This window comes from Pseudoalteromonas sp. SR45-6 (assembly GCF_014163545.1).
Classification (GTDB): Bacteria; Pseudomonadota; Gammaproteobacteria; order Enterobacterales; family Alteromonadaceae; genus Pseudoalteromonas; species Pseudoalteromonas rhizosphaerae.
The window spans coordinates 1-14,699 of record NZ_JACJDM010000081.1; the positions used below are offsets into that span (position 1 = coordinate 1).

Here is a 14,699-nt window from a genome sequence, read left to right on the forward strand (position 1 = left end):
CGTGTTAAGTTACTGACCATTTATAGCGACAGATAAATACAGTGATAACAAGGCGTAAATTTTGACATGTAGTTGTTCTACTTGAAAAAATTATAACGCAGTTAGCGCTTTATTTAGCTCGCTAGCATGGTTAAGTATTTAAGTCGATTGGTATTAAAACAGCTCGCAGAATACCATATCTACAGCCCAGCGCTAGACACAAAAAAGCCGCGATAGTCGCGGCTTGGTTGGATAAAGCTAAATTTTTACGTGGTACTTATTACAAGTACTGGCCTAACGCTTTAACTTGGTCTAACATGCGGTTTGAGAAACCCCATTCGTTATCGTACCAAGCCATCACTTTAACTAGTTTGCCATCAGCTTTCGTTTGCGTAGAATCAAAGATTGACGACGCTGGGTTATGGTTAAAGTCAATAGAAACAAGCGGTAACTCGTTGTATTGTAAAATATCTTTCATCGACCCAACAGATGCTGCTTTCATAATTTCATTGATTTCTGTAGCCGTTGTTTCACGCTTAGTAATAAACGTAAAATCAACCAGTGATACATTAATTGTAGGTACACGTACTGACATACCATCAAGTTTACCAGCAAGCTCAGGTAACACTAAACCAACTGCTTTAGCAGCACCGGTTTTAGTTGGGATCATTGACTGCGTTGCACTTCGTGCACGATACAGATCAGGATGATAAACATCTGACAAGTTTTGGTCATTAGTGTAGGCATGGATTGTCGTCATGCTACCTTGCTCAATACCTACTGTATCGTTAATTGCTTTGGCAATTGGTGCTAAACAGTTAGTTGTACATGAAGCATTAGAAATAATGTTGCTATCTGCAGTGATCACATCACTGTTTACACCGTGAACAACGGTTGCATCTAAATCAGTACCAGGGGCTGAAACGATTACTTTTTTCGCGCCCGCTGTAATATGCTTTGCAGCATCTTCACGCTTAGTGAAAAAACCCGTACATTCTAAAACGATATCAACGTTTAATGCTTTCCATGGAAGGTTAGCAGGGTCGCGTTCTTGGGTAAGAGTAATAACGTCGTAGCCAATCAACATGGTGTTATCAGCAAGTGTGACTTTATGAGAAAATTGCCCATGCACTGAATCATATTGTGTTAAATGTGCATTAACATTAGCCGGTGCTAAGTCGTTAATTGCGACAATTTTAATTTCATTATTTTGTGCAGACTCATAAAGCGCGCGTAAAACATTGCGACCGATACGGCCATAGCCATTAATTGCTACATTAATCATTTCAAAACTCCACTTAAATTATTTAACTTCACTTGCTTGGCGAGCAAGCGCTTCAATGGCTTGCCAGTCTTTATTTTCAATTAGTTGTTTATCTAGCATCCAGGTACCACCAACACAAATAACATTGCTAAGTGCTAAATAACTAGGTGCTGTTGCTAGGCTAATGCCACCGGTTGGACAAAATGTTACTTGTGGTAATGGCCCACCAATCGATTTAAGCATTGCTGTTCCACCTGCAGCTTCTGCTGGGAAGAACTTTAAAAACTTAAATCCGTGACTGGCTAATTTCATCACTTCACTTGGCGTTGCGGCGCCCGGTAGAAATGGAATGTCAGTCTCTTTTGCCAGTGCTAAAAGTTCATCATTTACGCCTGGGCTCACCATAAAATCAGCACCTGCGGCAACTGATGCATCAAAGCTTGCTTTATCTACCACAGTCCCAGTGCCAACATAGGCTTCTGGTACTTCGGCTTTCATTAGCTTTACAGCTTCTGCAGCAATCGGTGTACGTAGTGTAATTTCAAGTGCTTTTAGACCGCCGTTATACAGCGCTCTTGCTAGTGGCGCTGCATCTTCTAAATTATCAATTACCACCACTGGCACTACCGGTGCCGATGATAATATTTTTTCTATGCTCATAGTGTGTTCCTCATACCCAGTTTGGCGAATTATTATTCTATTCCAAAGGCGCTAGCGCCCATGTCTGCGCTACTTACGATATTTCTAAATCCGGTGAACAACTCTCGGCCCGTACCAAACGTTAAGCTAGGTACGCTAAGTTGTAATTCACGTTGTGCTAATTCTTCATCACTTACATGTACTTTTAAGATACCTGCTGGTGCATCAAGAGTAATTAAATCACCTTCCTGAATCTTAGCAATAATGCCGCCTTCAACCGCCTCTGGTGCTAAGTGGATTGCCGCTGGCACTTTACCTGATGCGCCTGACATACGACCGTCAGTTACGATCGCTACTTTGTAACCTTCATCTTGCAAGGTTGCCATTACTGGCGTGAGCTTATGCAGCTCAGGCATACCTTTGGCTTTTGGACCTTGCTCTTTTAGCACAGCAATAAAGTCTTGGTTTAACTCACCGCGTGTATAGGCTTCTTGTAATGCACTTTGTGAAGCAAATACTTTTGCTGGTGCTGTAACAACTTGATGCTCAACCGCAACCGCAGACACTTTGATCACGGCTTTACCTAAGTTACCAGTTAGTAACTGTAAGCCACCTTGTTTACTGAATGGGTTGTCAATTGGACGAAGTACATCTTCGTCTAATGAATTCTCTGGACACGGTACCCATTTAACTTTGCTTGGGCCTGTTGCGCTCGTCATGATCAGGTTACTGTCAGTATCTAAACGTGGTTCTTGGGTATACGCCTCGAGACCTTCGCCAACAATGGTTTTAACGTCATTGTGCAAGAACCCTGCATCAACGAGTTCTCTCATAAGGAAACCCATGCCGCCGGCTGCTTGGAAATGATTTACATCAGCAGAACCATTTGGATAAATACGTGTTAGCAGTGGCACCACTTCTGATAAATCCGACATATCTTTCCATGTCAGCTCAACGCCTGCCGCTTTGGCAATTGCCACTAAGTGAATTGCATGATTCGTAGAGCCACCGGTTGCTAACAAACCAACTAAACCATTAATAATGGTTTTTTCAGTTACAACATCCGCTAAGCAATTGGCATCTTTACTTTGAATCAATTGTTTAAGCATGGTTTCTACCGCATTACCGGTTAAACCATCACGCAACTCTGTATATGGATTGATGAACGAGCTACCAGGAAGGTGCAAGCCCATAATTTCCATCAACATTTGGTTACTGTTTGCAGTACCGTAAAACGTACAAGTACCCGCGCTGTGATAAGACGCACTCTCCGCTTCTAAAAGCTCATCACGGCTTACTAAGCCTTGAGCAAACTTTTGACGAATACGGGCTTTTTCTTTATTTGGAATGCCTGACTGCATCGGGCCTGCTGGCAAAAAGTACACCGGTAGATGACCAAATGATAAAGCACCAATTAATAGACCAGGGACAATTTTGTCACACACACCTAAGCAAAATACGCCATCAAACACATCGTGTGATAATGAAATAGCTGTCGACATCGCAATTACATCACGAGAAAAAAGCGATAACTCCATGCCATCACGGCCCTGAGTTACGCCATCACACATGGCTGGCACGCCGCCTGCAACTTGAGCTGTGGCATCGTACTTTGTAGCAATGTCTTTAATTAAATCTGGATAATCTTTGTATGGCACGTGCGCAGATAGCATATCGTTATATGAATTGATAATCGCTAAGTTTGGCTGCTCATCAGCTTTTAAACGTGCTTTATCGTCACTGCTACACGCAGCCATAACATGGGCGATATTGCCACAACCTAAACCAGAACGAACTCTTGTTTGTTTTTTTGCATGATTGATGCGTTCTAAATAGGCTTGGCGAGTAGCTTTACTGCGTTCAATGACGCGTTCGGTGACTTCTTGAATACGAGGATGTAACATAAAATTCGACTCATCTCTAAGGTTAGAGGATAAAGGCTCAGTGGCAAGTGCATACTCCACGAATGAACTTGCACTGAGCATCTTTGATTTACCCGTTCAAAGGTATACGTTGGCAGGTTGTCTCTCACAATCAACCTGACACCGGTGTCACTGTATTAACGCATGACTGTGACACCGGTGTCAACCCTATCCTATAAATTTAGTTTAAATATTTTAAATGACCAAATAATGAACGAAAATAATTTTTCATTAGGGGATCTAGCTTGGTCGCTAAATTGTGTTGCTGGAGTGCTAGAAAATGTGAGGAGTTTTTACTTTAATTTATTGATTATAATATCTTTTTATAATCTAAATGATATCAATCGTAAGTACCTATGAGCGGATAAAAAAACCCAGATAGCAACAACATGCAGACTGCTTTGTTAAGCAAAAAAATGCCCGAGTAAGCGTCACTCAAACTCGGGCAACTGTGAAAAGCCTTTATCTAACTTGTGCGGTAGACTCGCGTGTGATTAATCGCGCTTCAAGCGTAACCTGATACGGTTGCTCTTGCGGATCACCAATATGCTCAATCAGTTTAGTAACCGCTTGTTTGGTCATTTCTTCAACCGGTTGCGCTATGGTAGTAAGACCAGGCCAAATATGACGAGCAATTGGCGCATTATCAAAACCCGCGATAGAAATATCATCGGGTACTTTAAATTGACGTTGTGTTGCCAATTTTAATACCGCCGCAGCCATGTAATCATTTGATGCAAATACGGCGGTTGGACGTGGGGTTAAATCTAAAATGCTGCGCGCACTATCGACCCCAGAATGATAACTAAAGTTACCCTCTTCAACCAAACGTTCATTAAATTCAATGCCGTGCGTACTAAGCGCTCTGCGATAACCTTTGAAACGCTGCTCAGTGGCACTGTGATCTGGGTGGCCTTTAATAAACGCGATCGCTTTATGGCCAAGCTTAATTAAGTGCTCAGTGATCTCAAATGCGCCCTGCTCATCATTACTGCGTACTGAAATTGAATCGTCTTCAAGCACTGCTGATGCAACTCGTGCATACGGAATTTTTTTACTTTTGAGAAAATCGACTAATACCTTAAAATCTGAAAATGGCGGCGTCAATACCAAGCCATCAAGACGAGAAGATTGTAGTAAATGCTCAATATTACTGATCAACGCATCACCACGTAAATCACATGGGTGGATCAACAAGTTATAGTTGTTTTCTTGACACGCAGCAAGCGCACCAGTTTGCACCCGAGTGATATAACTTTTACTCGGGTTATCGTAAATGCAACCAATAATAAAACTACGATTTTGCGCCAAACCTCTGGCGATCGGGTTAGGAGTGTAATCTAGCTCTTTAAAAACCTTAAGAACTTTTTCACGGGTTGCATCACTAACATTAGGTTCATTATTTAAAACCCGAGACACGGTTTTTTTAGAGACCCCGGCATAACTTGCAACACTATTTATTGTAACTTTCTTCATCCAACCTTCCCAATAACACCCCTATGAGCGATGTATTATGACTGCTCATTGACGTGCAAACATGCAGCAGCACCAATAAGTGGAATATTATCTTGTGTGACTAACGTCACTGGTATTTGGCTCACATACTGCGACATGATCCCTTTAGCACCAAAACGCTCAACAAAACGACTAGCAAGTAAACGAGCTTGCATACGCGGTAAAATACCGCCACCAATATACACACCACCTAACGCACCAAATGCCAGTGCTAAATCGCCTGCGACACTGCCAATCCAATCACAAAATTGATTTAACGTAGCATCGCAAATGGCACATTCACCACTATTTGCTAATTCGCTAATTTGTGCAGCGGTTAAATTCTTAGCATCGACACCTTTTACAGCCGCCATGGCTTGATACAAATGAGCAATACCCGGCCCTGAAAATACTGTTTCGACCGATACATGTGGCAATAGCTTACGTAACTCGATGATCAGCTGAGTATCTAATTCACTCACTGATGCCAATGTTATATGCCCACCTTCACAACTCAAAACAGCACGTGATTGGCTAGTACGCACTAAACACGCCGCACCAAAACCAGTGCCCGGACCCATGACTGCAATATTTGCATCAGTATCGGCTTGTCCTGCTTTAACTGCAATGTTTTGTTGTGGATCTAAATAAGGTGCTGCATAGGCAAACGCAGCAAAATCGTTGATCACTTCCAGTTGAGCTAAATTAAACTCAGCTTTTACTTGTTCGACACTAAAGTGCCAACCTAAATTAGTTAAATGTACTTGGCCTGCTTTTATCGGTCCAGCCACGGCTAAACACGCGCGTCGAGGTTGAATATGACTAACTTGAGATAAATAATGCGTTATTGCCGCTTCCAATGAACCAAAATTGGCACTGGGAAAAATGATATTATGCTCAATAACGAATTGTTTTTCTTGTAGGTTAAAAGCAGTAATTAAAGCAAAACGGGCATTAGTGCCGCCGATGTCGGCCACTAAGATAGGATCGAATTCTGAATTTGGCTTGGAGTTCATCGTGTTTTCTCTTTTGTCTAAGCGGTTTATATACTTAGCTATAACCGTGCTTATTATTGTAATTTCAATGGTCTTGCTATCGCTATGAGATAAACTTTGAGCTATCACCTCAAAGTAGTTACTCTAGTATAAAAAAATGCTGCCCAACTAAATGGGCAGCCAATACGTTTTGACAACAAAATGATAAAACACCCGCATTATGACACCGGTGTCAGGGTTGGATCAATAAAAATTTTAAATTACTGATAAATTACTGATAAATTACTGATAAATAGCTTGTAAAAATCAGCAAATAAACGAGAATAACACGAGTTATTTGCACTTTAGTTACTTGAAATAGTTAGGTTGTGTATGAAAGGTAAAGCTACATCGTTTGACATTGCACACTACGCAGGGGTATCACAATCCACTGTCTCGCGCGCCTTGCGCAACAGTCCATTGGTTAATGAAGAAACCCGCAAACGTGTTTTTGAGGTAGCCAAACAGCTTAACTATAAAGTCGACAAAAATGCGAGTAACCTTCGAACTCAACAAAGTAGTACATTGGCTTTGTTACTGTTTGAAGATCCCACAGCAGATGAATCACAAATCAATCCGTTCTTTTTAGCGATGCTCGGCAGCATAACGCGTGCTTGCGCAAAAGAAGGGTATGACTTATTGGTATCGTTTCAATCTGCAAGCTCAGATTGGCAAGCGGACTACGAAGACAGTCACCGTGCTGATGGTATTATTTTATTAGGTTATGGCGATTACATTGATTTTCAGCCTAAATTTAATACCTTGCTTGAACAAAACACCAAATTTGTTTGTTGGGGAGCAACGGTAGATAATCGTGCCGATTTAACAATTAGCTGTGATAACTATGGCGGCGGCCAACTTGCTGCTGAGCATTTATTGGCGCATAACCGAACTGATTGCGCATTTATTGGTGATGCATCTGATCATAGCCCTGAATTTTTTGCCCGTTTTAATGGCTTTAAAGACAAGTTAAAACAACATGCTATTACCTTAAGCGAGCGAAAAATAGCGAATGCGATTTCGACCGAAGAGTCTGGTTATCATGCCACACGTTCGCTTATTGCCAACAATATTACCTTTAATGCCCTTTTCGCTGCTAGCGATCTGATTGCTATAGGTGCAATACGCGCTTTAAAAGAAGCCAATATTAACGTGCCGAAAGATGTAGCCGTGATAGGTTTTGATAATATTTCGATTGCCAGCTATGTAAACCCGCCACTCACAACCATAGAGCAAAACACCACAATAGCAGGACAAATGCTAGTTGAAAACTTACTAAAACTAATTCGTGGTGAACAAGTACAAAGCACCCTACTAACACCGCGACTAATTGCACGAGGTTCCAGCTAACTACATATATTTTATTACATTATTTACGGTCTTTTGTCCTTATTTTTTTATAATTACACGCTAGGTCAACGTACTATTAACAGCCAATTCACACATTGATTTCACATTAGTTTTTTTTATCTGAAACTGAGCGTTTTTAGTGTAATTTCTCACTCGTCTTTTTATTAGTTTCTCTCTACAATCGCACTTTTATTTTTGCTCTTAAAAATTCAAGTGAATATCTTATGCTATTAACTATTGTTTATATTATTGGTATTACAGCCGAAGCCATGACCGGTGCGCTGAGTGCTGGGCGCAGAAACATGGATTGGTTTGGGGTTATGTTAGTAGCCAGTGCCACAGCAATTGGTGGTGGCAGCGTACGCGATATTTTACTTGGCAATTACCCTTTAACTTGGGTAAAACATCCAGAATATTTATTGATCACCTGCGTTGCCGGTATTATTACAACTTGGCTTGCAAAATGGGTGGTTAAATTTAAAGGCATTTTTATGCGTTTAGATGCCCTTGGGCTTGCCGCATTTAGTATTATTGGCTGCCAAGTGGGGCTTAATATGGGTTTGCACTATGGTATTTGTGTAGTCGCTGCTATTGTTACCGGCGTATTTGGTGGATTATTACGTGATTTAATTTGTCGCCAAGCGCCGCTAGTATTACATCATGAGCTTTACGCCAGCGTAGCGCTGATTGTAGCTTGTTTATATCTAGCACTACACCACTACAACATTGATGACAACATCAGCGTTATTACAAGCCTAGTTGTAGGGTATTTAATACGCATGGCATCGGTACGCTTTAAATGGCGCTTACCGACGTTTAGTTTATTAGAACCAGCTAATTTGAAAAATGAACAGTAAAGGCAGTCGTTTATTAACCCCTGCTCTTGAGCTTTTCAATAGTCCAATTACTTCTTAGGCTATTGAAACAGCCAAAAATATTATTTTCATACGTTAAAACTAAATAGTTTTACAGACTGTTTTATTTTGAAAGTAATTATTGAGTAATAAAGATTGCAATAAACTTGTACCACTTGATGTTGCCCAATATAAACCAATAGCAGAGGGGAAGTTTATTAAGGTAATAACACAAATCACAGCTGGAATAATAAATAATAAGGTACTGGTTTGCTCAGCAGTTCCAGGCATCATCGCCATAGAAAAATAAGTGATCACACCCACCAACAATGAAAGTGCAATATCGGGTTTTGCTATGCTCGCAATCCACGCAAACTTACTATTAAACACGATTTGTTGAAGAGCTTGAAACGTACCAAAGCCAAATAAACCTTGACCTGCCATATTTAACACACTCTTTTTATCAATAAATTTAATGTTGTGCTTTTTATAGAGCGCCATTGTAGATTTAGCTATTGCACTGGGTTGATCTTTATATTTGTTTTTTATTTCATCAAGCTCAGGCTTTAATACAGCTATCGCCTTTTTGTTACTAACGGTTTTGGCCATCGCTAACAAATTAATCGGCATTAAAACTAAGCGACCAATTAGTGTAAATAAAATAATAGCTAAAGCTTGGCTTAGCCCGACTTCTTGAGTAAGAAAGGCGATAGACTGCACGATAAAGCTCGTAAAAAAATTCCAAAGTTCCATTTAAACTTCCCTTTCAGTTTGATGTATTAAAAGTAAACATCTCGACATATTATGTCAAGATGTTTATTAATGTTCATTATCGCGCTGATGGATCTTTTTTAATGATATTTAACAAATAAAGCTATTTTTTATCATGATAAAGACATTTAAACGTTTCCTACTTATGAGCTATATCGAGTTTCTAAAGCTGAGCAAAAAAAACTCAAGTAAGCGAAGATTGGGAGCTAGTTTAACTCTCGATCACTTCTTATTGACTAATATTTACACAAGAAATTCAACTGAATTATTCACTGCAGGGAAAATTAACTAATTTTATATTAAGATCGTTTTCTACCTCAACCCAGTACTTAACTTTCTATATTTCACACAGCCTTTGAAACTAATTTCTCCTTAAAAAATCATCAGCATGTTGTGAATCTGCTTTAAGTAGATGACATTTCCTTTAGTAAGCCCAGAGGCGGATAAGCTGTAGTCGTAGTAATAAATAGCAATGTTGTCTATGATGCTCAGAACAACATTTTTCAGTTATTTCACATCAAATCATGAACTTAAATGACACCATCAGTACTTGATAGCATATAGTTATTTAATAAGAGGGTGTTGCAAGCATAGGGTAAGTAAATAAGAAAAAGTGAAACACATTAACGAGCCAATGGCATAAAATAGCCCACTCTAAACGCTGAGTTTTATAAAAAATGTATCCATAGCCAAAACCAGCAACAGCTGCCACTAGCATGTAACTAGCTCCAGCTGAAAAGTGTGCGAGTGAAAATAAACCAGTAGTGATCACAGGCGCAAGTAATGCAAACCGAGCCGAGGTTATCCCTTTCGAAAGCTTAGTTTGTATTATCCCTCTAAATAACGCCTCTTCTGCAACGCAGGTAAAAAATAGATTAATTGCTATAAATAAAAACCAAAATTCGGGTACTTTAGGCGCAAACTCCATAAGGCCCAACATTAAAGCAGTGATGAGTGCAGCTAAAATCGTGATGGCAATAATCAAAAGTGGATGCCCTACACTTATTGGTTTTAGCGTTTTATTTTTTGTAAAAAAATAAGCACTCAGCATCAAACCCGCTAATGCTTTATCGAAATTAGCATACAGGGTAAATGCAATCGCATTGCTAGTAAGCTGTTCATTAACAACAATAGGCTGGTTATTAAAACCGGGGAACCAATGTAAGGCTAAACCAAGTGAGGCTATTACAAACAAAGGCGTTAAGATACTGCGTATTAACGCAGAGGTTGCAGATACCGAAAAGTGCAATAAGCCTAAATAAAACACAATAACAACAACTGCGTATAAGTTTATATATTCCTGATGATAGGCAGTTATAACACTTAGCAGCAGCAAGTATTGCCAAATTGGTTGGCGCAAAATTACTATCTTACAAAATGGAAAAACGCATAAAATAGATAGCGCTAGGAAACAAAAAGCCATGAATGTGTAATCTTATGTTTTAGATTTTAAAAAGGCTTTTTACTTTAATTAACGCCTTTTTCAGATCCGACCAGTTGCATGGTATTTATAAAAGTAAAAAAGCTCTGTCTGCTTTTTACATTTAATATTCATAATACAAAGCTCTATAAATGGTATTAGTATCTAAATAAATAACACCATTGAAGTACCAATAGCGCTAAAAATAGGGCTAACACCAGTAACTACGTCTCATTGCTTACATCTGGAAAATGATGGCGATTTTAAATTCAGTGCTAGTAAGTAGTAAAATGCGGAAAGCGCCAGATACTTGAAGATAGCTATTGACGCCATAACTTATTTGTTAGGGCTGTGATTCAAGGGACTGCTTTTCTTTGAGGTAAAGATAAAGTGGAAGCCCAAACGACACACCCACAAACAACGTGCCCAGCACAGCAAAATATCGATATGTCACTTTATTTCTGCGACCATCGACAATGATAAAACCCAACAAAACAACTGCAGACACTACAACATCAAGCCAAGCAAATACGCTGATAGAATTTGTCACCGCGTCATTAAACAAGAGACCAAGATCTAAACCATTTGTAACTAGCCAAGGAACAAAGGCGCCATAAGGAAGTAAAATTCCTAATAAAGTAAGAACCAGATAAAACCTAACCATTTCACCATCCTTGCAACTGTTTTTAGTAAGCCCTAATGAATCTGTAGAATAACTCGTTTTTAATTTATTTTTATTATTGTATCAACCATAGCCGAATTCCTATTTTGATTCAATCGTTTAGTGATTAACGGCTTTTGAAGTGGTTAGTGTGATTTGGTGTTTTTTAATATGAACCAAATAATTACAACTCCAAACTACCTAGTGAAATAAGAGACGCCCATTAACTATCAAAGATATGACATAAATTATTAGTCTTTCAAAATACCCACCATAACAACTCTATTGCAAAAACCTTTAAAATAGTTAAAGTGTTGTTCCGTTTTTTTATAAAAACCCCTGATTAGCTATAAGGCTTATAAAAAATGAAAAAGATATGTGTGTTACTTATTTTACTCATCGCCAGTGTCGCTAAAGCCGATGACATTAGTCAATATAAGTTCTATGCAACAGACAACTTCAGAGATGATCAGCAACCGGAGTTTGCCGCTTATATAAAAAATGGCGCTCCTTGTATTCAGGTTAAAAACCTAACAACCCATAAAGAGGTCCGCTTTTGTCAGATCACCAAAGGCATTAATTTAGCTGATGATCCTAACATCTACCCTTTTGATATTAATTTTTCAGGTCACCGATTATATTTCTTTGTTGCTGCCTATTGGGCTGATCAAGCTTGTACTATAGAACTGTCAAATATGACGATTAGTTGTGAGCTAAAAAACAAACCCAAAAAGGAAGAAGACGTTAAAGCAGAGCACCAAAAAGCGGTAAAAAAGAATGAGGTTGTCATCCCTCCTGCTGTTAAACATATAGAGTTTGGCAATGTAAAAGAAGCAGAAGGTCTGTTTCGTCTTATTCTTAATAATTCTGAAATGAACCCATGTTTTACCATTGAGCATTACAGTACATCCCTATTTGATGGCCCAACAAACATTAAACATGTTTGTAGTGCCATAAATAAAACGGACGACTCAATCATTGATCTTATAGGAAAAGACGGCAACTGGTGGTTTGAAAACTTTAATTGGCAAGGTAATAACTTAGCATTTGAAATAAATGCTATGGGGGGTAATTATAAATGTGAATTACCATTACCATTTACCGAGCAATCTGAAGCCTTATGTGTAAGATAAATCACATATTTGTGCAATGTAATCGCCACTCGAAGATTATTGGTTATATTTTATCAGTTTAGAGAGCTCATTTTGAGTCCCATTAAGCTCAGCTTTTTATTTACTGCTTACCAAATATGCCCAAGATGCGCCCGTGTAAGTCAAAAGTTGGGCGCGCAATTCACATAAGCGATTTAAAAATTAACGAGACTATGAAGTTGTTTAACATTAAAAAACTGTACTACTATCATGTCTTTCATTGTGCTTTATTTTCAAGTGGTTGCTTCCCATTGCAACCAATCAAAATCATGTTCGAGCATTTCCTTATTAAAATCTAAAAATGTTGAGCCTTCATTTAATAAGAACTGTCTGCGCTCGTCATTTCTCATATAAGCAGTCCAGTAAGGCAAGTAATTGGGATTATCAATACCAAAAATCAGTTCAAAATCCACTACATTTTCCTGCATTTCATCAAGCATTTTATTAGTTAGCCTAGGCATTTTACACCTTCAATACGAAAACCATTTTAGACCCAACAAACAAATAGAAGTAGATGGGTTTGTTAATTTATAATTTTTCCGCCGACGCGACCTGAAATATTAGTAATTCCTATGGCGAAAGAACAATCCGTATACGTTGTTAGTTTTAAGAAGATGACCTCTTTCTTGTAACTTAACGTTAATCGATAAGCTTGGTTACCTTAAGAGACAAAGCCATTTAATTTTAATGTCTTTTCAAATTCTACAGCTCTTTTTAAATCATTAATTGATACTTCATAGAGATTGTCGGAATTAAAATTAAACTCAATTGTAAGGTTGGTAGTTCCTATATGCACATAAGTTTTATAGCCAAAACATTCACATTGGGCATTATATTCAATCCATTTTTTTGTGCCATTTAATACTATTGGCGGTGGGCACCATTGTTTAGGTTCTTCATTATGGACGGTATGACAAACGCCTAACCGTTCTAAATAATTTAACAACTGAGCTTCATTTTCTGCTTCAATAATAGCATTAAGTTCAAAACGGTCGTTATAGTGCCCACCTTTGGGACTTTTAATTTTAAAAATATTACACTTTTTAAGCTCAGTTTTAAACTCTTGAGAGTACATTGATATCCCATTAACCCTATTATTTATGAAGAAATTTTAGATAAATACAGCTCATAAAAAGTAGTTTCCCCACCTAGTTAAAAAGTGAAGGCTACATAAATGAAACTAACGAGCCTAAAAAATGACTCGTTTTAAATTTATTTTACTGCTGAACAACCATAATCAAATTAATCTTTTGATTCAATTTTTTACTAGTTTCTCCTTGGTTCGTCATTATAGTAATTAAGCATTTTTATGGAGCTAAGAACTCATTTTTTATTTACGATTTTATGCAATTATTTGATAGCATTAAAGAAACCCCAATTGCTAGTGTCTACCTCATTAGTATCATCAAAGCATTCAGATGTAATTTGAATCGTATTTCCATCAGAATCAAAGAACCTTGCTACATATCCACTTGGCTGACTCCAAACCATTTCAAATTTTACGCCAAGTGAAATAAGGCTATCGCAATAGGATAAAAAGTTAGTTTTTACTTCATAGCCGAAATAGCTCAATCCGGTAGGATTTCCGTGTGAATTTAATAGCCATATTCCGGCATTATCATTTTCAGGAAAGGTTAGAACACAGTCCAGATCCTTAAATTTTAAAGTCTTATGATAAAAATTAAATAGTCGGTCATAATCATCTGTAAATAAATATACGTTAACCATGAGTAATCTCTGTTTTTTGTAAGCCCAACTCGGATTCTAAATTTATGTTTAAGACCTTGTTAGACATTATTACAACTTAACCATATTTTATAATACAGCAAGGCAATACTAGCCTCCGTAATAACTGCCAGTAAAATACCTATACCAGCAAATCCACGTAAATATTCAACACTACCAAGAAAAGCCAATGCAAACATAGAAACGGAAAGACTCAAACATATAGCCTGCCTAGATTCTGAATGCTCAGCATTTCGGCCAAACCAACTAAACACTGATATTCCGAGAAATAACATTGCAGCCCTTCTACCCTAAAGTATCCCCAGAATTAGCCTTTATATATCAATGAACTAATAGTATTAAAAAATGTGGGAAGCGAGGGAACATTCATGGTGTTTTGTGATCTTATGAATCGCTTAAAAACAACAGAGCTAA

Annotated in this window: 15 protein-coding genes; 3 read left to right on the top strand and 12 right to left on the bottom strand. The window is 38.3% G+C overall.

Features of this window, described 5'->3' with window-relative positions; all coding sequences use genetic code 11:
• Positions 1 to 259: 259 nt before the first annotated feature.
• The 5 genes from gap to glk all read right to left on the bottom strand — a co-directional run bounded on the left by gap (position 260) and on the right by glk (position 6,314).
• The gene (gene gap / locus H5158_RS21100) at positions 260 to 1,264 is read right to left on the bottom strand and encodes a type I glyceraldehyde-3-phosphate dehydrogenase (RefSeq protein WP_182740831.1); all 1,005 of its coding nucleotides are present in this window, start codon (positions 1,262 to 1,264) and stop codon (positions 260 to 262) included.
• A gap of 18 nt (positions 1,265 to 1,282) precedes the next feature.
• Positions 1,283 to 1,903 carry a bifunctional 4-hydroxy-2-oxoglutarate aldolase/2-dehydro-3-deoxy-phosphogluconate aldolase gene (gene eda, locus H5158_RS21105; RefSeq protein WP_182740832.1) on the bottom strand — a complete coding sequence of 207 codons (621 nt, stop codon included), beginning with the start codon at positions 1,901 to 1,903 and terminating at the stop codon, positions 1,283 to 1,285.
• 32 nt (positions 1,904 to 1,935) lie between these two features.
• Positions 1,936 to 3,786: a phosphogluconate dehydratase gene (gene edd, locus H5158_RS21110; protein WP_182740833.1), complete on the bottom strand. Its 1,851-nt coding sequence runs from the start codon at positions 3,784 to 3,786 to the stop codon at positions 1,936 to 1,938.
• A gap of 480 nt (positions 3,787 to 4,266) precedes the next feature.
• A complete protein-coding gene (locus tag H5158_RS21115; protein WP_145233466.1) occupies positions 4,267 to 5,280 on the bottom strand; it encodes a LacI family DNA-binding transcriptional regulator in 1,014 nt (337 codons plus the stop codon).
• Positions 5,281 to 5,315: 35 nt separating this feature from the next.
• Positions 5,316 to 6,314, bottom strand: a complete 999-nt coding sequence (gene glk / locus H5158_RS21120; protein WP_145233464.1) for a glucokinase — start codon at positions 6,312 to 6,314, stop codon at positions 5,316 to 5,318.
• Positions 6,315 to 6,665: 351 nt separating this feature from the next.
• On the opposite strand from glk, the gene H5158_RS21125 reads away from it, so the two are divergent.
• Positions 6,666 to 7,682 carry a LacI family DNA-binding transcriptional regulator gene (locus H5158_RS21125; RefSeq protein WP_149982408.1) on the top strand — a complete coding sequence of 339 codons (1,017 nt, stop codon included), beginning with the start codon at positions 6,666 to 6,668 and terminating at the stop codon, positions 7,680 to 7,682.
• 224 nt (positions 7,683 to 7,906) lie between these two features.
• Positions 7,907 to 8,539, top strand: coding sequence for a trimeric intracellular cation channel family protein (locus tag H5158_RS21130; protein ID WP_145233460.1), 633 nt, complete (start codon positions 7,907 to 7,909; stop codon positions 8,537 to 8,539).
• A gap of 99 nt (positions 8,540 to 8,638) precedes the next feature.
• On the opposite strand, the gene H5158_RS21135 is transcribed toward H5158_RS21130, so the two are convergent.
• The 3 genes from H5158_RS21135 to H5158_RS21145 form a co-directional block, all read right to left on the bottom strand.
• Entirely contained in the window at positions 8,639 to 9,289 is a 651-nt protein-coding gene (locus H5158_RS21135; protein ID WP_182740834.1) for a membrane protein insertase YidC, read from the bottom strand.
• A 586-nt stretch (positions 9,290 to 9,875) separates the two neighbouring features.
• Complete coding sequence (locus H5158_RS21140) at positions 9,876 to 10,730, bottom strand: CPBP family intramembrane glutamic endopeptidase (protein ID WP_182740835.1); 855 nt, start codon at positions 10,728 to 10,730, stop codon at positions 9,876 to 9,878.
• A gap of 340 nt (positions 10,731 to 11,070) precedes the next feature.
• The gene (locus tag H5158_RS21145) at positions 11,071 to 11,391 is read right to left on the bottom strand and encodes a DUF2834 domain-containing protein (RefSeq protein ID WP_149982410.1); all 321 of its coding nucleotides are present in this window, start codon (positions 11,389 to 11,391) and stop codon (positions 11,071 to 11,073) included.
• Positions 11,392 to 11,753: 362 nt separating this feature from the next.
• Between H5158_RS21145 and H5158_RS21150 the strand changes: the two genes are divergently transcribed.
• Positions 11,754 to 12,521: a hypothetical protein gene (locus tag H5158_RS21150; protein WP_182719543.1), complete on the top strand. Its 768-nt coding sequence runs from the start codon at positions 11,754 to 11,756 to the stop codon at positions 12,519 to 12,521.
• 251 nt (positions 12,522 to 12,772) lie between these two features.
• Here H5158_RS21150 and H5158_RS21155 read toward each other — a convergent pair whose 3' ends face one another.
• The 4 genes from H5158_RS21155 to H5158_RS21170 all read right to left on the bottom strand — a co-directional run bounded on the left by H5158_RS21155 (position 12,773) and on the right by H5158_RS21170 (position 14,560).
• Entirely contained in the window at positions 12,773 to 13,000 is a 228-nt protein-coding gene (locus H5158_RS21155; protein WP_149982412.1) for a hypothetical protein, read from the bottom strand.
• Between the two features lie 200 nt (positions 13,001 to 13,200).
• On the bottom strand, positions 13,201 to 13,614 hold the full coding sequence (locus H5158_RS21160) for a hypothetical protein (RefSeq protein ID WP_182719544.1): 414 nt from the start codon (positions 13,612 to 13,614) through the stop codon (positions 13,201 to 13,203).
• Positions 13,615 to 13,889: 275 nt separating this feature from the next.
• Positions 13,890 to 14,267, bottom strand: coding sequence for a VOC family protein (locus tag H5158_RS21165; RefSeq protein WP_149982414.1), 378 nt, complete (start codon positions 14,265 to 14,267; stop codon positions 13,890 to 13,892).
• A 59-nt stretch (positions 14,268 to 14,326) separates the two neighbouring features.
• Positions 14,327 to 14,560, bottom strand: coding sequence for a hypothetical protein (locus tag H5158_RS21170; protein WP_182740836.1), 234 nt, complete (start codon positions 14,558 to 14,560; stop codon positions 14,327 to 14,329).
• Positions 14,561 to 14,699: the final 139 nt, after the last annotated feature.